This is a genomic window from Ralstonia psammae (assembly GCF_958405935.1).
Classification (GTDB): domain Bacteria; phylum Pseudomonadota; class Gammaproteobacteria; order Burkholderiales; family Burkholderiaceae; genus Ralstonia; species Ralstonia psammae.
Window position 1 is genome coordinate 39,299 of sequence record NZ_CATZBU010000004.1, and the last position, 19,722, is coordinate 59,020.

The following is a 19,722-nucleotide window of genomic DNA, read 5'->3' on the forward strand; positions in this document are numbered from 1 at the left end:
TTATTGCCTGGCCGTTGACAGTGGCGTCGCGACGGTGTGGTTCCAGTCGCCGCCCACCGCTTTGACGAGAAACACGCTCGTCGTCATCTGCTGACCGAGAATCTGTACCGCCGTGCGCTGGTTGTTCAACAGCGATTGCTGCGCGGTGATCACGTCCAAAGACGTTGCCAGCCCGCCCTCGTAGCGCACGCTGGCAATGTCGTACACCTTGCGGGCGCTTTCCACGGCGTTGCGCGCCTGGTTTGCCGCACGGTCCAGCGATTGCAGCCCGGCCAGGCCATCTTCCACTTCCTGCAACGCCCCCAGCACCGTTTGCCGGTAGTTGGCGATCGCGCCCTGGTAGGCCGCATTGGCAAAGTCCACACGCGCCCGCGTGCGGCCCGCGTCAAACACCGTCTGGGCGATCTGCGTGCCGAACGACCACAGCAGCGTGGGCGCAGAAAACAGCAGCGCAAGATCGCGGCTTTCCCAACCGGCCCCGCCGTTGAGCATCACGCTTGGGAAAAACGCAGCGCGCGCCACACCCACTTGCGCGTTGGCGGCAGCGGCCCCGCGTTCGGCGGCGGCCACGTCGGGGCGGCGTTCAATCACGTCGGACGGCAGCGCCACCGGAATTTGCGGCGCCGTGCCCCTGAGCGGAGTCGGCTCGATATGGAAGGCGGGTGCAGGGGTGCCGACCAGCGTGGCCAGCGCGTGTTCGTACTGCGCACGTTGCTTGGTCAGCAGTTCGGCCTGCGTGGCGGTGCTGTCGAACAGCGCTTGCTGCTGCGCCAGATCGAGCCCCGACGCCACGCCGTCCTGATGCCGCGAGGTAACGAAATCGAGCGCCTTGCGCTGCAATGCCAGCCCTTCCTGCACCACTGCGATTTCTGCATCGGTCTCGCGCAGGTTGTACCAGGTGGTGGCTACCTGCGCGGCGAGCAGCAGGCGGAAGTTCTCGACATTGGCGCCGGCCTGCTCTTCACTTGCGGCGGCGTTGGCGACGGTATTGCGCACGCGACCGAACAGGTCGGCTTCGTAACTCACGTCGGCGCGCAGGACGAAGTCGCTCTGCACGGTCGACATGGTCGGGCTGGTGTACGACGACAGCGGCCGTTCCGATGACGTGCGCGTACGCGTGTCGTTGTTGGTGGCCGTGATGGTCGGCAGCAGGCTCGCGCGCGCCACGCGCGTCTGCGCCTGTGCCTGCTCCAGGTTCGACAGCGCGACCTTGAGCGATTGGCTTTGCTGTAGCGCCTGCGTGATCAGCTTGTCGAGCTGCGGATCGTTGAAGCGCTGCCACCATGGGCCTTTGGGCGTAGCGTCGGCGGGTTGCGCGGCGCGCCAGGGCGCTTCGGTTTGCCAGTGCGCCGGCACATCCATGGCGGGGCGCTCGTACGTCGGTGCCAGCGAGCAGCCGGCCAGCGAGACGACCAGCGAAGCCGCCAGCGCTGTGGTGCGGGGCCGCGGTCGCCGGCTCATGATGCGTGCGGCGCCGATGCCGCAGGTGCCGAAGCCGGCGCGGGTTCGACTATGGTCACCGCTTCGCCTTGTTCGATGGAGTCGGCAGGGTTGAGGATCACCGCGTCGTTCGGCTTGAGGCCCGAGACGATCTCCACCGTGCGGCCGTAGTCGCGCCCGATGGCGACCGGGCGCAGGTCGACGCGGCCGTTTTCTGCAATGGCGATGCGCGGGCCTTCCTTGCGGAAGAGCAGCGTGTTGGTCGGCACCAGATAGGTCGCTTGCGCGCCGGCGCCCGCTTGGTCGCCGGACGTCTTGCCCTTGATGGCGACTTGCACATAGGCACCCGGCAGCAGGCGGCCGTCCTTGTTGGGCAACTGCACTTCCACCTGCATGGTGCGGGTGGTGGCGTCGATGGCGCCGGACGCACGCGCGATGGTGCCGTGGAAGGTCTGGCCGGGCAGTTCGGACAGCGTGACGGCCACGTCCTGCCCCACCTTCACCTGTTGCGAATATGCCTGCGGCACATACAGGTAAATGCGCAGCGGATCGGTCTGCGCCAGGGTGAACAGCTCGCGGTTGGCGCCCGCATTGCCGGCATTGACCAGTGCGCCGACATCGACATTGCGCTTGGTCACCACGCCCGCAAACGGAGCCACCACGCGGCGGAAGCCTTGCAGCTCCTGCAGACGGCGCACATTGGCTTCCGCTGCGGCCAGGTCGGCCTGGGCTTGATTGGCGGCGCTGGTGCGCTCGTCCAGTTCCTGTTGCGAGACGGCATCTTTCTGGCGCAGGTTCTGCCAGCGCGTGAGCGACGTCTGCGCCAGTGCCTTGCGTGCGGCGGCCTGGTTGCGTGCGGCCTGGGCCTGGTTCAGTTCCTGGTCGACTTCGGGCGTGTCGAGCAGCGCCAGCGCTTCGCCCTTGTCCACATGGGCGCCGATGTCCTTGAACCAGCGCAGCACGTAGCCGCTGGTACGCGCATAGATGGGCGATTCAACGAAGCCCTGCAGCGTGCCCGGCAGCGTCAGCTCGCGGTTGGCGTTGGCCGGTTTGGGGGCGATGGTGGTGACGTAGCGGCTGGCTTGCGCGCTCACCTGGCGTTCCAGCGCGTGCGCATTGTAGTAGCGGCCCACCAGCGTGCGCGCGGCGCCCAGCACCAGCAGCACCGCCACGACAATCACGACCCAGCGTGCGCGCCGCATAGCGGGGCCGCGATCCACCTGTTCGATCGGATCGACCGTGACGATGTGGTGCGGCGAGCCGTCCGCCATGTGCCCCGAATGGGTTCCGGATGTTTGCTCAGACATGTCCTTCGCTTCCCCGCAAATCTTGACTACGCCGCGCGGCGCGCTGCTGCAATCTGTTGTGCACGCTGGCAAACACCACCGGAACAAAGAAGAGGGTCGAGACGGTCGCGAACAGCAGACCGCCGATCACCGCGCGCCCCAGCGGCGCGTTCTGTTCTGCGCCCTCGCCGAGGCCCAAAGCCATGGGCACCATGCCGATGATCATCGCCAGGGCCGTCATCAGCACCGGGCGTAGACGGGTGGCGCCGGCTTCCAGCGCGGCCTGCACGGGCGCAATGCCTTCAGCCAACCGTTCCCGGGCAAACGAGATCAACAGAATCGAGTTGGCCGTCGCCACCCCCATCGTCATGATCGCGCCTGTGAGTGACGGCACGGACAGCGTCGTCCCCGTCACGAACAGCATCCACGCAATGCCCGCCAGCGCGGCCGGCAGTGCCGTCACGATGATGAGCGGGTCGATCCACGACTGGAAGTTCACGACGATCAGCAGGTACACCAGCACGATTGCCATCACCAGCCCGACGCCGAGGCCGAGGAACGACGATTCCATCGTCTTCACCTGACCGCGCACCGTGACCTGCGCGCCGCGCGGCAGCTTGGGTCGAATGTCGTCCACGGCTTTCTGCACTTCCTTGGCGACGGCGCCCAGATCGCGGCCCTGCACGGCGGCGTAGACGTCCACCACCGGCGTGATGTCGTAGTGCGACACCACTTGCGGCTGCACGGCAGGGCTCACCTGCACGAGGTTGCCCAGCAATTGCGGGCCGCCTGCCTGTGCAGCGCCGCCGCGGGAGCTTGCCACCGGCGTGCGCAGCAGTGCATCAAGGGAGTCAACGCGGTACTGCGGGCTGGTGACGGCCACCTGGTACACCACACCGTTGATCGGGTTCAGCCAGAACGTGGGCGAGGTCTGGAAGCTGGAGCTGAGCGACACCAGCAGGTTCTGCGCCACGTCGCGCCCTTCCAGGCCGACCTGCTGGATGCGTGTGCGGTCCATGTTCAAGGCCAGCGTGGGCTGATCGAAACGCTGGTGCACGTGCGTATCGACCGCCCCCGGAATCTGCTTGATGCGGTTGGCCAGGATGCCCGCGAGCTGCTTGTTGGTGGCCACGTCGGCGCCGGAGAACTGCACGTCGATGGCCGATGGCAGGCCGAAGTTCAGGATCTGGCTGACGATGTCTGCAGGCTGGAACGCGAATTCCACGCCCGGGAATCGTTTCGGCAATGCTTCGCGCAGGCGGCGGATGTATTCGGCGCTGGGTTTGCGCTCGCCTTCGTGCAGGGCGATGAGGATTTCGCCGTCCAGCGTGCCGATGGTGCCCGCGTTGCTGTACGACAGGTTGATACCCGAGTTCGGCACGCCCAGGTTGTCGAGGATGGTCGACAGCTCCTTCTTGGGAATGATCTCGCGGATGGCCGTTTCCACTTCGTCGGCCAGCCGTGCGGTTTCTTCAATGCGCAGGCCCGACGGCGCGCGCATGTGCAGGCGGATCTGGCCGGCGTCCACATCGGGGAAGAAGTCGCGGCCGAGCGCGAGGTACAGCGCGCACGACGCCACGCAGAAGCCCAGGAACGACAGCGCGAACACGCGGCGGTATTCCAGCAGCCCGCCCAGGATGGCGGCGTAGTTGCCGCGCATGTGCTCGAACTGCGTGTTGAACGCCTTGTAAATGCGGCCGAAGGCGCTCGGTTTGGCGTCGGCTTTCGTGGCGTCCTGCGTGTGGCCGGTCATGAGCATCATCACCAGCGTCGGCACCAGCGTGCGCGAAAGCACGTACGACGCCAGCATCGCAAAGATCACCGCTTCGGCCATCGGCACGAACAGGTAACGCGCCACGCCCGTGAGGAAGAACATCGGTACGAACACGATGCAGATGCAGAGGGTCGACACGAAGGCCGGCACGGCGATCTCGGCCGCGCCGTCCAGGATGGCCGTGATCGGCGCCTTGCCTTCGTGCAGATGGCGCTCGATGTTTTCAATCGTGACGGTGGCGTCGTCCACCAAGATCCCGACGGCGAGCGCCAGGCCGCCGAGCGTCATCAGGTTGATGGTCTCGCCAATCAGGTGCAGCACGATGATCGACGAGAGGATCGACAGCGGAATCGACACCGCAATGATGGCCGTGCTGCGCCAGTTGCCGAGGAACAGCAGGATCATCGCTGCCGTCAGGCATGCGGCGATCAGCGCCTCGCGGATCACGCCTTCAATGGCAGCTTTGACGAACAACGACTGGTCGAACAGCGGCGTGATCTTGAGGTCTTGCGGCAGCGCGGCGGCGGCCGTGGGCAGCAGTTTGTAGATGTTGTTGACGATGTCCAGCGTTGATGCGCCGCCGTTCTTCAAGATGGACAGCAGCACGCCGCGCTGGCCGTCCTGACGCACCACGTTCGTCTGCGGCGAGAAACCGTCGCGCACATTGGCCACGTCGCCCAGGTAGAGCGTGGCGCCATTGCTGGTCTTGACCGGAATGGCGTTGAGCGCGGCGATGCTGCCGGGCGTGCCGTTGAGCGTGACGCCGTATTCGGTGGCGTCGATCTTTTGCGTGCCGGCCGGCAGGATCAGGTTCTGCGCGCCCACCGCGTTGACGATATCCACGGGCGTCAGGCCCTGCGCCAACAGCTTTTGCGTGTCCAGATCGACCGTGACCTGCCGACTCTTTCCGCCATACGGGAACGGCACGGCGATGCCCGGCACCGTAATCAGGCGCGGGCGCAGGAAGTTCAGCGCCGCATCATTGAGTTCCTGCTCCGACAGCGTGTTGCTCGACAGGCCCAACTGCAGGATCGGAATGCTCGACGCCGAATACTTGATGATGAGCGGCGGTGTGGTGCCGGGCGGCAGCTGGCGCACTTGCGCCTGGGATACCGACACGATCTGCGCCAGCGCGGTCTGGATGTTCGCCGTCGGCTGAAAGAACACCTTGACGATCGAGATGCCGTTCAACGATTGCGACTCGATGTGCTCGATATCGTTGACGGTGGTCGTCAGGCTGCGTTCCGTTACCGAGACGATACGGTCGGCCATCTCCTTGGCGGGTAAGCCGTTGTAGTTCCAGATGATGCTGACGACCGGAATGTCGATTTCCGGAAAGATGTCCGTTGGCGTACGCATGAGCGTAAACGGCGTCGCCAGGAGGATCAGCAGGGCGAGGACGATGAACGTCAGCGGCCTTCGCAGCGCGAGTTGGACAATCCACATGGAGGTGTTTCAGAACCGCGGTGCGTTGAAGGTGGGGACGGTTGCTCGATCCGAGCCCGAAAGGCAGGGCCCCACCATTCTAGCGTCCGGGGCCGTCGATCAATATGTCCCTTTGATCTGACTTTATTACATTGCATAACGGCAACTGCCGGGGCATCTGAAGGGCTGCGCTCAGCGCAGATTCCGCCCACATTGCAGCAGCAGATCGTGCAGCAATGCCGCGTGCGCGGCGTCGATTCCCTGCAGCATTTCCTGCTCCAGCCGGCTGACGGCCTGATCGCAGAGGGCCAGCAAGGCGAGCGCTTCTTCCGTCAACCCGAGCATGACGATGCGGCCGTGTGTCGGATCGGGCGTGCGGGTCACCCAGCCACGCGCTTCCATCGTCTTGACCACTTCATTGGCCGATTGCGGCGACATGAACGAGCGCTCCGCCAGTTGCGCATTCGACAGGCTGCCGCGCGCGTGCAGTACAGACAGCGCGGTGAACTGCGGGACCGTCAGCCCATGCGGGGCGAGCGCCTCGCCCAGGCGGCGCTTGACGATGCGATCGGTGCGGCCGATCAGGTACGGCAGTCGGGCAGACGTTGCCGGGGCGCCGTCTGGTGCGGGCTGAGGGGTATTGCGTTGGGTTCGTGTGGCCGCCATGGATGTGAGTGGATGTGCACCTATGCAGATGCGCACATTCTGCTACGTGTGGTTCGAATCAGGGTTTACGGCAATGATAATCTCCTTGTGATATCAGGCTACCTGATATTAAATGGGTACCAAGCTGAGACGCGCCGCACACCAGACGGCGGGTGTCTCAAGCAAGCCGACAGATCAAGGAGATGGAAATGGCTGATTACCAAGGGCGCTGGCAAACCGTGGATGTCAACGTGGACCAGGGCATTGCCTGGGTCACGTTCAACCGCCCCGAGAAGCGCAATGCCATGAGCCCGACGCTCAACACGGAGATGATCCAGGTGCTCGAAGCGCTGGAGCTGGACGCCGATGCCAAGGTGCTGGTGCTGACCGGCGCGGGCGATGCGTGGACGGCGGGCATGGATCTGAAGGAATACTTCCGCGAAGTCGACGCTGGCCCGGAAATCCTGCAGGAGAAGATTCGTCGCGATGCCTGCCAGTGGCAATGGAAGCTGCTGCGCATGTATGCCAAGCCGACCATCGCGATGGTCAACGGCTGGTGCTTTGGCGGCGGGTTCTCGCCACTGGTGGCGTGCGATCTGGCGATTGCCGCAGATGAGGCCACCTTCGGCCTGTCGGAAATCAACTGGGGCATCCCGCCGGGCAACCTCGTCAGCAAGGCGATGGCCGACACGGTGGGTCACCGCCAGGCCCTCTACTACATCATGACGGGCGAAACCTTCACCGGCCAGCAGGCCGCCGCCATGGGCCTCGTCAACGAGAGTGTGCCGCGTGCCCACCTGCGTGCGCGCACCGTGGCACTGGCGGAGAAGCTGTTGGAGAAGAACCCGGTGGTACTGCGCGCCGCCAAGCACGGCTTCAAGCGCAGCCGCGAACTGACGTGGGAGCAGAACGAGGACTACCTGTACGCCAAGCTCGACCAGGCCACGCTGCGTGATCCGGAGGGTGGCCGCGAGCAGGGCCTCAAGCAGTTCCTGGACGACAAGTCGATCAAGCCGGGTCTGCAAGCGTACAAGCGCGCCTGATCCGCTCCCTCCAACGCCCCCGGAGACGAACCCATGCCTGACGTGACTCAGCTTGTGACCCTGCTGATCGGCGGTCAAAGCCGGCCGGCTGCCAACGGCGCCACCTTCGAGCGCCGCAACCCCGTCAACGACGCGGTCGCGTCGCGCGCGGCGGCTGCCACGCTGGAGGATGCGGATGCTGCCGTGCAGGCCGCTGCCGATGCATTCCCAGCGTGGTCGGCCTTGCCTCCGGGCGAGCGCCGCAAGCGCCTGCTCAAGGCCGCCGACTTGATGGACCAGCACACCGAGGCGTTCGTCCGCGCCGGCGCAGCCGAGACGGGCGCCAGCCCCAACTGGATTGGCTTCAACGTCATGCTGGCGGCCAACATGCTGCGCGAAGCCGCGTCCATGACCACGCAGATTGACGGCAACGTGATCCCGTCGGATGTGCCGGGCAACTTTGCGATGGCCGTGCGCCAGCCGTGCGGCGTGGTGCTCGGCATTGCCCCCTGGAACGCGCCGGTGATCCTGGGCACGCGTGCGCTGGCGATGCCGCTGGCGTGCGGCAACACGGTCGTGCTCAAGGCATCGGAGATGTGCCCTGGCGTGCACCGGCTGATCGGGACGGTGCTGCAAGAGGCGGGCCTGGGCGATGGCGTGGTCAACGTGGTGAGCAACGCGCCGGCCGATGCCGCCCAGGTGGTGGAACGCCTCATCGCACATCCGGCCGTGCGGCGTGTGAACTTCACGGGCTCGACGCACGTGGGACGCATCATTGCGCAGCACGCCGCGCGGCATCTGAAGCCCGCGCTGCTCGAACTTGGCGGCAAGGCGCCCGTGCTGGTGCTGGACGATGCCGACCTGGATGCGGCGGTGGATGCCATTGCCTTTGGTGCGTTCTTCAACCAGGGGCAGATCTGCATGTCGACCGAACGGGTGATCGTCGATCACACGATTGCCGATGCGCTGGTCGACAAGCTTGCCGCCAAGGCACGCACGCTTCGCGCGGGTGACCCGACCGACGCGACCGCGCAGCTCGGCGCGATGGTCAGCGTGGATGCGGCCAGGCGCGTGCAGGCGCTGGTGGAAGATGCCCGCGCGCACGGTGCTGCGCTGCCCGTCGGTTTGCACATGGATGGCGCCATCGTTCAGCCGGCCATCGTGGATGGCGTAACGCCGGCCATGCGGTTGTACCGCGAAGAATCGTTCGGCCCTGTCGTGACGGTGGCGCGTGTGGATGGCGATGAAGCGGCGATCCGCCTGGCCAACGACAGTGAATACGGCTTGTCGGCCGCCGTGTTCAGCCGCGATGTGTCACGCGCCATGCGGATCGCGCAGCGTATCGAATCGGGCATCTGCCATATCAACGGCCCCACCGTGCACGACGAAGCGCAGATGCCGTTTGGTGGCGTGAAGAGCAGCGGCTATGGCCGGTTTGGCGGCAAGGCGTCGATCGCGGAATTTACCGAGCTGCGCTGGATCACCTTGCAGAATACGCCGCGCCACTATCCGATTTAATCCATCTGAAGTTCAGCAGCCGCCCACCACAAACATAAAACGGGCGACGCATTCAGGAGACAAGACGTGGATCACGTCGAAATGCAGGCTCAACGCCGGCGGGTTCAGACTGGGCACCACACGCCGCCCCCGGCAGGTGTGCCTGATCACCCATACAGGCAGGTTGCCGTCAGCAATGCACCTGCGCGTTGCGAGATGGACGAGCGCGACGCCACGGTCTGGCACGTGCGCAATACCGAAGCGCTGGCGGAGCATCCGCAACGCATGACCGACTGCCTGGTGGCCGGCGCGCAGCGTCACCCGGATCGCGTGCTGGCCGCACGCCGTGGGGCGGACGGCGCGTGGATCAATCTGACCTATCGCGAGATGCTGGAGCGTGCCCGCGCCATCGGCCAGGCGCTGTTGGATCGCGGTGTGTCCGCCGAGCGCCCGCTGGCGATTCTGTCGGGCAATGATCTCGAGCACCTGCAACTGGCGTTGGGCGCGATGTGGGCGGGTGTGCCATATGCGCCGGTGTCGCCCCCGTATGCCTTGGTATCGGCGGATTTCGGCAAGCTGCGGCACGTGTTCGACGTGCTGACCCCGGGGCTCGTCTATGCAGCGGATGGCGCGGCCTTCGCCAAGGCCATCGCCGCGGTGGTACCGGACGGCGTGGAAGTCATCACGCGTGACGGCGTACTGCCGGGGCGCACGGCCACCGCATTCGATGCACTGCTGCAAACGCCTGTGACGACGGTAGACGCCGCACAGGCCGCCACCGGCCCGCAGACGCTGGTGAAGGTGCTGTTCACGTCCGGCTCGACACGCGCGCCCAAGGCCGTGCCGACCACGCACCGCATGCTGTGCAGCAACCAGCAGATGTTGCGCCAGACCATTCCCGAATTTGCCAAGGAGCCGCCGGTGCTGGTGGACTGGCTGCCGTGGAACCACACCTTTGGCGGCAGCCACAACGTGGGCATCGTGCTCTACAACGGCGGCACGCTTTACATCGATGATGGCCGGCCCGTGCCTGGCAAGTTTGACGAGACCCTGCGCAACCTGCACGAGATCGCGCCCACGGCGTATTTCAATGTGCCCAAGGGGTGGGAAGAACTCGCGCTGGCGCTGGAACGGGACCCGGCGCTGCGCGAGACCTTCTTCTCTCGCGTGAAGCTCTACTTCTTTGGCGGTGCCGGGTTGTCGCAAGAGGCATGGGACCGGTTGGAGCGCGTCACCGGCCAGCACTGCGGCGAGCGCATCCGCATCATGGCCGGCCTGGGCATGACCGAGACCTCGCCGTGCTGCCTGTTCACCACCGGGCCGATCATGCGCTCCGGCTATGTCGGAACGCCGGCGCCGGGCTGCGAACTCAAGCTTGTGCCCGTGGGCGACAAGCTGGAAGCGCGTTTTCGCGGGCCGCACGTCATGCGTGGCTACTGGCGCCTGGGCGAAGAGCCTGCCGCCCCGGTCTTCGACGAAGACGGCTACTACTGCAGCGGCGACGCGCTGCGTTTCTACGATCCTGAGCATCCCGAGAAGGGCCTGGTCTTCGATGGCCGCATTGCGGAGGACTTCAAGCTCAGCTCTGGCACCTTCGTGAGCGTGGGGCCGTTGCGTGCACGCGTGATCGCCGCGGGCGCGCCGTATGTGCAGGACGTGGTGATCGCCGGCATGAACCGTGATGACATCGGCTTGCTGGTGTTTCCCCAAATGGAGCCATGCCGGCGCCTGTCCGGCCTGCCGCCCACCGCAAGCGTGGCGGAGGTGTTGGCCGCCCCCGCGGTGCGCGCCGCATGTGCCGCGCTGTTGCATGAACTGAACGCGACGGCCACCGGCAGCGCAACGCGCGTGGCTCGGTTGCTGTTGCTGGACGCGCCGCCATCGCTGGACCGTGGCGAGATCACCGACAAGGGCACGCTCAACCAGCGCGCCGTGCTTGCGCACCGTGCGGAGCAGGTCGACACGCTGTATCGCGATGGCGATCCTGCCGTGATCCGCGCGGGCTGACCGTACCGCTTCCAACGAGACCCAACCGGCAAAGACCGGTTCATCCACCCAGGAGGAGACTCATGAAGACCGTCATGTCACGGGGCATGGCGCTGGCCGCGCTCGCCCTCGCGCTGAGCTGCGCCGGCTGCAACGACGACAGCACAGGCGACACATCGTCGTCGCAAGCATCGCAACTGCCACAGCTCACGCCCGCCACCGGTTTGAACCTCGCCACCGCGTGCGAGAGCTTTGCCGGCAAGCTGAACTTTGCCAACACCAGCATCACCGCCGTCTCCACCGTGGCCGCCGGCACGTTGACCGTGGGCGGCAACGCCGTGCCCGAGCACTGCCTGGTCACCGGAACCATGAATACGCGCGTGAGCCCGGTGGACGGCAAGACCTACGCCATCGGCTTTGAAATGCGTCTGCCCAAAGCATGGAACGGTCGCTTCTTCTATCAGGCCAACGGCGGGCTGGATGGGTCGGTGGCCACTGCGCTGGGCGCGCTGGGCGGTGGCCCCATCAGCAGTGCGCTGGGCTCGGGGTTTGCCGTGATCAGTTCGGATGCCGGGCATAACGGCAGCCAGGTGCCGCTGTTCGGGCGCGACCCGCAGGCGCGCCTTGATTACGGCTACAACGCCGTTGCCACGCTCACACCCATGGCGAAGTCGATGATCGCGCAGGTGTACGGCAAGGCGCCGGACCGCAGCTATTTTGGCGGGTGCTCCAACGGCGGGCGCCACGCGATGGTGGCTGCCGCGCGCTCGGCCAATGCGTATGACGGCATCGTCGCCGGAGATCCGGGCTTCCATCTACCCAAGGCAGCCATCAACGAGGTGTACAGCGCGCAGCAACTGGCGACGGTGGCCACGGCCAACACCAGTGCCGGCTTTCCAGACATCACCACTTCCCTGAGCGCCACGGAGCGCGCCATGGTGGCCAGCCGCGTGCTCGCCAAATGCGATGCGTTGGACGGCACGACCGACGGCATGATCAACAACCTCAAGGCGTGCCAGACGGCCTTCAGCCTCGCCAACGATGTGCCGACATGCAGCGGCGCACGCGACGGCACTTGCCTGAGCGCCGCGCAGAAGACCGTGATGGCCAACCTGTTTGCCGGTGCGCACAACAGCGCGGGACAGGCGTTGTACTCGGGCTTTTCGTTTGACGCGGGCATCAGCGGCAGCAACTGGGCGGCCTGGAAGCAGGGCAACTCGATCCAGCTTGACCCCGCAGCACTGGCGTTCGTGTTTACGACCACGCCGCAGCCGGCGTCTGCCATCACGTCACTCACCGCGTATGGCCTGGCGTTCAACATGGACACCGACGCGCCGAAGATCTTCGCCACCGACGCCACGTACACCGAATCCGCCTGGTCGTTCATGACGCCGCCCGATGAGACCAACCTCGGCACGCTCAAAGGACGCGGCGCCAAGCTGATGGTCTATCACGGCACGAGCGACCCGGTGTTCTCGTCCGACGACACGACCGACTGGTACCAGCGCCTGGCCGCTGCCAATGGCGGCGATGCCAGCAACTTCGCGCGCTTCTATGCGGTGCCCGGCATGAACCACTGCTCGGGCGGCCCCACCGCCGATCAGTTCGACATGCTGACGCCGCTGGTGGCCTGGGTGGAGCACGGCGTGGCCCCCGACAGCGTGATAGCCACCGCACGCGGCCCGTCCAACGCCGTGCCCAACGCCGAAGTGCCCAGCGACTGGAATGCAGCCGGCCACGACCGCACGCGCCCGCTGTGCGCATACCCGAAGAACGCGCGCTATACGGGCACCGGCAACATCAACGATGCATCGAGCTTCAGTTGCCAATGACGGCCGCCCCACATCCGGAAGGAGACGCCATGCAAACCACGACCACTACGACCTTGAGCCGGGAGAACATCGGCCCAGGTGTCGCCATGACCCTTGGGCTGTGCTTCATCGTTGCGCTGCTTGAAGGACTCGATCTGCAATCCATCGGGGTGGCTGCGCCGCGCATGGCACGCGAGTTCGGCCTCTCGGTCGGGCAGATGGGCCTGGCTTTCAGCGCAGGCACGTTCGGCCTGTTGCCGGGCGCCATGCTGGGCGGCCGCCTGGCGGATCGCATCGGCCGCAAGCGCGTGCTGATCCTGGCCACGGCGCTGTTCGGCCTCTTCTCGATCGCCACCGCGCACGTGTGGGATTTCAACAGCTTGCTGATGATCCGCGTGGCCACCGGTCTCGGCTTGGGTGCCGCCATGCCCAACCTGATTGCGCTGTGCGCCGAAGCGGTACCCGCGCGCCTGCGCAATACCGCTGTGAGCGTCATGTACTGCGGCATTCCGTTTGGCGGGGCCATTGCGGCGGTGGTCGGCATCTTGAGCGCGGGCGATTCCGGCTGGCGCCACATCTTCTACGTGGGCGGTTTCGGCCCGCTGGTGGTGGTGCCCCTGCTGCTGACGCTGCAGGAATCGCGGCGATTCGACAGCGCGCAACGTGGCGCCATCCAGCCGCCGCCCGTGTCATGGGCACTGTTTGGCGAGCGCCGCACGGCGGCCACGCTATTCCTGTGGGTCAGCTATTTCTTCACGCTGATCGTGCTGTATTTCCTGCTGAACTGGCTGCCTTCCTTAATGGCCGCGCAGGGGCTGAGCCGCCCGCAGGTGGGTGTGGTGCAGATCCTGTTCAACATCGGCGGGGGTGCAGGCGCGCTGGGTATCGGCATGCTGATGGACGCGGCGCGCCCGCGCTGGGTGGTGTCGGGCATGTATGTCGGCATCATCGCGGCGCTGTCGTTGCTGGCCGCTGCGGGCGGTATGACGTCGATGTCCGCAGGGGCCTTCATGGCCGGGCTGTTTGTGATCGGCGCACAGTCGGTGCTGTATGCGCTGGCGGCGGCGTACTACCCCACCGTTGTGCGCGGAACCGGCGTGGGCGCCGCGGTGGCGGTGGGCCGGCTGGGCTCGATTGCGGGGCCGCTACTGGCCGGCCAGTTGCTGGCGATGGGGCAGCACGCCACCACCATCATCGGCGCGAGCATCCCCGTCACCATTATTGCGGCGCTGGCTGCGCTGCTGCTGCTCAAGCGGCCGCGCGTGCAGGACTGACACAGCGCTACTTTGCGCCTCCGGTCGGATGGCGCCTTCCATGCATTCCAAACTGCCGGCCCGCCAGACAAGGGGGGCGGTACCGGCTCGACCCTAGGAGGGGCCCCACATGCAAACCACCACCTTGCGCACGCACTGTCTCGCGCTGGCAGCCGCCACGTGCGCACTCGCCAGCGGCGCCGCCAATGCACAGAGCGTCACGCTCTACGGCCTGATCGATACCGGCATCGAATACGTGAGCCACGCCAATGCCAACGGCAACGGCCTCGCGCGCATCCCGTCGGTGACGGGTACGCTGCCCTCGCGCTGGGGCCTGCGCGGCGCCGAAGACCTGGGCAACGGCCTGAAGGCCGTGTTCACGCTGGAAAGCGGCTTCAACACCGACACCGGCACGGCCAGCCAGGGCGGCCGCCTGTTCGGCCGGCAAGCGTGGGTCGGGCTGGCGAGCGATTACGGCACCGTCACGCTGGGCCGGCAGTACAGCATGGTGTTTCTTTCGCTGGCCGATGCCGACATCCTGGGCCCCAGCCAGTACGCCATCGGTTCGCTGGATGCCTACATCCCCAACGCACGCACGGACAACACCATCGCTTACAAGGGCACCTTCGGCGGCCTGACGGTGGGCGCCACGTATTCGTTCGGCCGCGATGCGGCAGGCGGTGTGCCGGCGTCCGGCACCTGTGCGGGGGAAGTGGCGGGCAATGCATCGGCGTGCCGCGCCATGTCGGCGATGTTGAAGTACGACGCGGCCACCTTTGGGGTGGCCGGTGCCTACGAAGAGCAGCGCGGCGGCACAGGCGCCACCGCGTCGTTTTTCAACGGCAGCGCGCCCGTCGCGTTCACCGATGCGGGTGACAAGGACCGCCGCATCGTCGCCAATGGCTATCTGAAGCTCGGCAATGCCAAGCTGGGCGTCGGCTGGATCGGCCGCCACTTGCAGGCCGTCGCGGGGGATGTGCGCTCCAACCTGTACTTCGTCAACGGCAGCTATCCGCTCACGGGTGCGCTCACGCTGGATGCCGGCCTGATCCGCCTCGTCAATGCAGACCAGAGCCGCAGCGCGACGATGGCGGTGCTGCGCGGCGTTTATGCCCTGTCCAAGCGCACGGCGCTTTACGCGCAGACGGGCTATCTGTGGAACAGCGCCAATGCCCAGTACTCCGTGAGCGGCGGTGGCGGCGGCACCACGCCCGCCAAGGGCGTGAACCAGCTCGGCGCGATGGTGGGGATGCGGACGGCGTTTTGATGAGGGAGGGGAGGCGCGCAGCTATCAACTGTTGCCGTGCTTTTTGGCGGGGGCGCGCCGTTGCAGGGCGCGCTCCACCTCGGTAAGGAGTGCGGCGTCTTGCGCATCGGCGGCCAGCCGCTCAGCATCACGGCGTTGTGCGTCGAATTGCGCGTAACGGTCCAACGCCAGTTGCTCAGCAATCTGCGCCGAGATTTGGCCCGCATGCGTGAGCACGTGGCGTTCGTTAAACGTCAGGAATGCATCGAGCTTGTTTTCCCACTCCTGCATGGTCATCGCCTTGCGGCGACGAGCCTGGTCTTCCGCATAGTCCAGATACATGACCACGATGCGGTCAAGCTCGTGCAATTCCTCCGTGCCGAGATAGTTCTTCGCAGTGGTGACGTCTTGTTGACGTACCCGAGCGCCTTTCCAGCTTTGCAGCCCCATGTTCGGCTGCGCAGGGTCCGCCCGCTGGGAAATCAGCTCCGCTGCTGTGCGGCCTGTAATTGCCCAGAGCATCTTGTTCTGGACTTTGCTGAAGAACAGTTTGGCAGCATCGCTCTTGCCGTCATAGTCAACGGCGGTCGTGTAGATATCACGCACCTTCTGATAGAACCGCTTCTCGGAGGCGCGAATCTCGCGAATGCGCTCGAGCAGTTCGTCAAAGTAGTGCCACCCGGCTGGGTCCTTAAGCCTGGCATCGTCCATGACGAAACCCTTGACCAGAAACTCGCGCAAATGGGCCGTGGCCCATTGGCGGAACTGCGTGCCCCGATGCGACCGGACGCGGTATCCGATCGCGAGGATCATGTCGAGGTTGTAGAACAGGGTCCGGTAATTCTTGCCGTCGGAGGCAGTTGTCAAGCGTTCCTTGATAACTGCCTCAGCAACTAATTCGCCCTCCGCCAGTACGTTCTTGGCGTGCAGGCTGATGTTCTGCTTGGTCGTCTGGAACAAAGTGGCGATTTCGGCCTGCATCAGCCACACCGTCCCGCCTTCCGCGCGCAGATGGAGCTGTGTCGCGCCATCTTCGGTGGTGTAGAGGATGAGTTCTCCGGTGCTCATAGGGTGCTCGCAAAGAGGTCTGTGTCAGGCAAGCAGGCGTGCAGGGCCGAGTGCAGCTGATGTGCCGCGCCGACGTTGGCCAACTGCGGGGCCGGCTGTTGAAGGCACGCCGCCACATCCTGCGGTGACAGGTAATACGGCTGGATGAAAGCACCCCGCACTTGATCTTCCGCCGCCACGTATTCCCACTGTTCTACGTGGGCGTTGTCTGCCAGAAAACGTTCAAAGCAGCGCTGCAGCAGCGGTGCGATCTTGGTCTGCACGTCATGCAAGCGCGCAAGGATGTTCTCGATCTTGCCCTGTGCGGCCGCCTGCGTGCGGCAGAAGACGTTGCCGTTGGCGTGTGCCATGTGATTGCGCTCAGCCACCAGCCGGCCCAGCTGCGCGATCTGCGCGTCATCGCAGCCGATCAGGTGCAGGAACTTCAGGACGCCGCGCTCGCTGATCTTGCTAAAGGTGAAGGGCGACGTGGCGCTGCGCAGTGTCTGTGCCTCTTGTTGGAACAACAGCGCCTGGGCAAACGCATCGGGCAGCGCCAGCCTGATCTGCCACACCGCCACGTACATGCTGCTCATGCACAGCATGTGATACGCCAGCAGGGCGAACTGGTAGTTGCCATGCTGATAGTTGGTCTCGAAGGTTTCCCACAAAAACGCGATGTATTCCGCCTCGGCCGGGGTACGGTAGGCCAGGGGCAGGTAATCGTGCATCTGCTGGGCTTGCTGCATCAGGCGGCGGTCCAGATTCGGTCTAGGACGGATTGGATTTTGGCTTCGAAGCGCGTGATCAAAGCTTTGTTGGCGTTGATGAGGGCTTGTTCAGCTTCGATTTCCGCGACCACAGCCTGCTGCACGTCGAGGGGTGGCAATGGGATGGTGACTTCTCGAATGAGCTGCGCGTTCAGGTTCGATTGATTCCCACCCCGCGATTCACTGATGGCCCGCAGGTGTTCATACCTGGACGCGAGAGAGTAAAAGAGGAAATCGCGATCGATAGCCGTGGATTTGGGCAACAACGCGGCACATGCTTGGTTAATCGCGGCATCGATATCGAGAATGGCGACTTTTCCTCGTGTGATCCCCTGTCCGTACATTGCCATCAGGACTGTTCCAGCCGGAATGATTCGAGCCGATGATTGTTCGAGTCCGGCCTCGGTAATGAACTCCTCGGCTTGCTCGATGTGGTCGAAGTCGATTTGCCCGGTCTTGATCCAAGGAATATCGCCGTTCCAGAATTCGGGTGATGCGCGATCTGGCGTTCCCCCGGACTTGACGTCGCAGAGTTCGCCAACCGCGACCTGTTCCCAGGCTCGTTGTTCGATGATCTGCGGGCGATAGCTTTCCACCACCTGCCGTGCCCCATCGATGATCTTCTGGTAGCCCTCGATTTCGACAACGATTTCGCGTTGGACGTCAAGTGGTGGGAGCGGAATACTGAGCGCTGCTAGCGAGCTTTTCGAGATTTCTTTGAAGGTTCCGCCTGACGCCAAGGCTTCCATTTGCGGCACGAGACGCTTGAGCATGTGCGCCACGAATTCGGGGGTGGCGCGATTCGTGTCCTGAACAATGACGTTCTTGAACCCCTGATTGGTCGCCAGCGGAATGCGCGCAATGCCTACCCGGCCAATGGTTGCACGAGTGGAAACCAAGACCGTACCCATGGGAAGCATCTTGGCGGAAGAGCTTGCCAAGCCGCTTTCTGTAATCGTGCGTTCGGTGCTACTGACGTCCGTGATGTAGTTCTGCTGCGGCAGGTCGGCCAGCGTGACCCACGCAACGTCGCCACTCCAATATGTCGGTTCGGTGGATTTTGGCGTGCCGCCGCTCTCGATGCGGAATACCGTTTGATCACCCAGGGCCACCATCGGATAGGTGTGATGAGTTTGGGCGGTGGTCCGATAACGCTCCCCACTCAAATTCCAATCCCCACAGGCCCCAATCCGCTCACGCGTCACCGCATGCGCCAGCAGCCCACCTTCGAATGTCTCAGGCGAGTGCAGAAACGCCTGAATCAAGCGTTTGGCTTCCGGCAGATCGTTCTGCGAGATGGGCCGACGCTGCGCTCCCAGATTGAAACCATCGTTCTCGATCTTGACGAACAGCACCTTGTCCTGCCGCTTGGCGCGCTTCTTGTCCAGCAGAAGAATCGAGGTCTTCACGCCGCTATACGGATTGAACACACCGGCTGGCAGCGACACGACACCAATGAGCGACTGCTTGACCAGCATCTCGCGCAGCTTCTTATAGGCCGTGCCGCTCTGGAAGATGATCCCTTCCGGCACGATGATGGCCGCGCGCCCTTCGGACGTCAGATGTTCGGCCATGTAGTCGACAAACAGCACTTCTGACCGTGTCGCCTGGATGCTGAACTTCTTGTGCGGCTTGATACCGCCCTTGGGCGACATGAACGGCGGGTTGGCCAGGATCACGTCTGCGTGTTCTCCCCAACGCTCGGTGTTGGTGAGCGTGTCGTATTCGTCGATATGCGGGTCGGTAAAGCCGTGCAGGTACAGATTGACTAGCGACAGCCGCACCATGTCGGGCGAGATGTCGTAGCCATGGATGTTGGCGGCAAGCTGTTTCCGCTCTTTGGTGCTCAGCAAATTACCGAGTACACGGCCGCTTTCGCCGGTGTTGTGCTTGAGAATGTGCTTCCACGCAGAGATAAGGAAACCGGCCGTGCCGCAAGCCGGGTCAAGAATGCGCTCATTCTTCTGCGGGTCGACCACCTCCACCATGAAATCGATGATGTGACGCGGGGTGCGGAACTGCCCCGCATCGCCCTGGCTGCCGAGCACGGACAGCAGGTATTCGAACGCATCGCCCAGGCGCTCGGAGTGGTCGTAGGTAAAGCCGTCGATCTCGCGCAGGAAGCTGCGCAGGGTTTCCGGGTCCCGATACGGGAGATACGCGTTCTTGAAGATGTCGCGGAACAGCGCCGGCAGGTGCGTGTTCTTACGCATCTCGCCGATGGCCTGGCTGTAAAGCGACAGCGTTTCGTGCCCTTCCAGCGCCGGCGACAGCAGCTTGGGCCAACTGTATTGTGCAAAGCCGTTGATGAAGAAGCTGCGCTTGCCGCCCAGCACTTCAGCCTGGGTGTCCATGTCGTCCATGAACTTGTAGATGAGCGCGATGGTGATCTGCTCAACCTGGGATTTGGGGTCGGGCACCTTGCCGACGAGGATGTCTCGGCAGGTGTCGATGCGGCGCTTGGTATCGGCGTCGAGCATGGGGCGGTCGGTCCTGATCGGGTTCCGTAGCGCCGTCCAA

At 64.6% G+C, this 19,722-nt stretch carries 13 protein-coding genes; 6 read left to right on the forward strand and 7 right to left on the reverse strand.

What is annotated here, in order from left to right:
• The 4 genes from R2N16_RS09755 to R2N16_RS09770 form a co-directional block, all read right to left on the reverse strand.
• The gene (locus tag R2N16_RS09755) at positions 1–1,461 is read right to left on the reverse strand and encodes an efflux transporter outer membrane subunit (protein ID WP_316665464.1); all 1,461 of its coding nucleotides are present in this window, start codon (positions 1,459–1,461) and stop codon (positions 1–3) included.
• Complete coding sequence (locus tag R2N16_RS09760) at positions 1,458–2,747, reverse strand: efflux RND transporter periplasmic adaptor subunit (RefSeq protein ID WP_316665465.1); 1,290 nt, start codon at positions 2,745–2,747, stop codon at positions 1,458–1,460. Before R2N16_RS09760 ends, R2N16_RS09755 begins: the two co-directional genes overlap by 4 nt.
• A complete protein-coding gene (locus tag R2N16_RS09765; protein WP_316665466.1) occupies positions 2,740–5,946 on the reverse strand; it encodes an efflux RND transporter permease subunit in 3,207 nt (1,068 codons plus the stop codon). Before R2N16_RS09765 ends, R2N16_RS09760 begins: the two co-directional genes overlap by 8 nt.
• A gap of 171 nt (positions 5,947–6,117) precedes the next feature.
• Entirely contained in the window at positions 6,118–6,591 is a 474-nt protein-coding gene (locus tag R2N16_RS09770) for a MarR family winged helix-turn-helix transcriptional regulator (RefSeq protein ID WP_316665467.1), read from the reverse strand.
• Between the two features lie 188 nt (positions 6,592–6,779).
• Here R2N16_RS09770 and R2N16_RS09775 point away from each other — a divergent pair, with 188 nt between their 5' ends.
• From R2N16_RS09775 to R2N16_RS09800, 6 genes are all read left to right on the forward strand, one after another.
• The gene (locus tag R2N16_RS09775) at positions 6,780–7,613 is read left to right on the forward strand and encodes a p-hydroxycinnamoyl CoA hydratase/lyase (protein ID WP_316665468.1); all 834 of its coding nucleotides are present in this window, start codon (positions 6,780–6,782) and stop codon (positions 7,611–7,613) included.
• Positions 7,614–7,646: 33 nt separating this feature from the next.
• Positions 7,647–9,110: an aldehyde dehydrogenase gene (locus tag R2N16_RS09780; RefSeq protein WP_316665469.1), complete on the forward strand. Its 1,464-nt coding sequence runs from the start codon at positions 7,647–7,649 to the stop codon at positions 9,108–9,110.
• Between the two features lie 81 nt (positions 9,111–9,191).
• Complete coding sequence (locus tag R2N16_RS09785; RefSeq protein WP_316665923.1) at positions 9,192–11,096, forward strand: feruloyl-CoA synthase; 1,905 nt, start codon at positions 9,192–9,194, stop codon at positions 11,094–11,096.
• Between the two features lie 62 nt (positions 11,097–11,158).
• The gene (locus R2N16_RS09790; RefSeq protein WP_316665470.1) at positions 11,159–12,907 is read left to right on the forward strand and encodes a tannase/feruloyl esterase family alpha/beta hydrolase; all 1,749 of its coding nucleotides are present in this window, start codon (positions 11,159–11,161) and stop codon (positions 12,905–12,907) included.
• Positions 12,908–12,936: 29 nt separating this feature from the next.
• The gene (gene mhpT / locus R2N16_RS09795; RefSeq protein WP_316665471.1) at positions 12,937–14,160 is read left to right on the forward strand and encodes a 3-(3-hydroxy-phenyl)propionate transporter MhpT; all 1,224 of its coding nucleotides are present in this window, start codon (positions 12,937–12,939) and stop codon (positions 14,158–14,160) included.
• A 109-nt stretch (positions 14,161–14,269) separates the two neighbouring features.
• Positions 14,270–15,406 (forward strand): porin, encoded by a 1,137-nt coding sequence (locus tag R2N16_RS09800; RefSeq protein WP_316665473.1) that lies wholly within the window; start codon positions 14,270–14,272, stop codon positions 15,404–15,406.
• A gap of 24 nt (positions 15,407–15,430) precedes the next feature.
• Here R2N16_RS09800 and R2N16_RS09805 read toward each other — a convergent pair whose 3' ends face one another.
• Genes R2N16_RS09805 through R2N16_RS09815 form a run of 3 tightly spaced genes read right to left on the reverse strand, consistent with a single transcriptional unit; the run spans position 15,431 to position 19,682 of the window.
• Positions 15,431–16,453: a virulence RhuM family protein gene (locus R2N16_RS09805; protein WP_316665474.1), complete on the reverse strand. Its 1,023-nt coding sequence runs from the start codon at positions 16,451–16,453 to the stop codon at positions 15,431–15,433.
• Complete coding sequence (locus R2N16_RS09810) at positions 16,450–17,181, reverse strand: hypothetical protein (protein WP_316665475.1); 732 nt, start codon at positions 17,179–17,181, stop codon at positions 16,450–16,452. Before R2N16_RS09810 ends, R2N16_RS09805 begins: the two co-directional genes overlap by 4 nt.
• A complete protein-coding gene (locus R2N16_RS09815; protein ID WP_316665476.1) occupies positions 17,181–19,682 on the reverse strand; it encodes an N-6 DNA methylase in 2,502 nt (833 codons plus the stop codon). Before R2N16_RS09815 ends, R2N16_RS09810 begins: the two co-directional genes overlap by 1 nt.
• Positions 19,683–19,722 lie beyond the last annotated feature (40 nt).

Bases quoted from the DNA above. Each gene is read 5' to 3' on its own strand.
- R2N16_RS09755 (WP_316665464.1), bottom strand. From the start codon at position 1,461: ATGAGCCGGCGACCGCGGCCCCGCACCACAGCGCTGGCGGCTTCGCTG.
- R2N16_RS09760 (WP_316665465.1), bottom strand. From the start codon at position 2,747: ATGTCTGAGCAAACATCCGGAACCCATTCGGGGCACATGGCGGACGGC.
- R2N16_RS09765 (WP_316665466.1), bottom strand. From the start codon at position 5,946: ATGTGGATTGTCCAACTCGCGCTGCGAAGGCCGCTGACGTTCATCGTC.
- R2N16_RS09770 (WP_316665467.1), bottom strand. From the start codon at position 6,591: ATGGCGGCCACACGAACCCAACGCAATACCCCTCAGCCCGCACCAGAC.
- R2N16_RS09775 (WP_316665468.1), top strand. From the start codon at position 6,780: ATGGCTGATTACCAAGGGCGCTGGCAAACCGTGGATGTCAACGTGGAC.
- R2N16_RS09780 (WP_316665469.1), top strand. From the start codon at position 7,647: ATGCCTGACGTGACTCAGCTTGTGACCCTGCTGATCGGCGGTCAAAGC.
- R2N16_RS09785 (WP_316665923.1), top strand. From the start codon at position 9,192: ATGCAGGCTCAACGCCGGCGGGTTCAGACTGGGCACCACACGCCGCCC.
- R2N16_RS09790 (WP_316665470.1), top strand. From the start codon at position 11,159: ATGAAGACCGTCATGTCACGGGGCATGGCGCTGGCCGCGCTCGCCCTC.
- mhpT (WP_316665471.1), top strand. From the start codon at position 12,937: ATGCAAACCACGACCACTACGACCTTGAGCCGGGAGAACATCGGCCCA.
- R2N16_RS09800 (WP_316665473.1), top strand. From the start codon at position 14,270: ATGCAAACCACCACCTTGCGCACGCACTGTCTCGCGCTGGCAGCCGCC.
- R2N16_RS09805 (WP_316665474.1), bottom strand. From the start codon at position 16,453: ATGAGCACCGGAGAACTCATCCTCTACACCACCGAAGATGGCGCGACA.
- R2N16_RS09810 (WP_316665475.1), bottom strand. From the start codon at position 17,181: ATGCAGCAAGCCCAGCAGATGCACGATTACCTGCCCCTGGCCTACCGT.
- R2N16_RS09815 (WP_316665476.1), bottom strand. From the start codon at position 19,682: ATGCTCGACGCCGATACCAAGCGCCGCATCGACACCTGCCGAGACATC.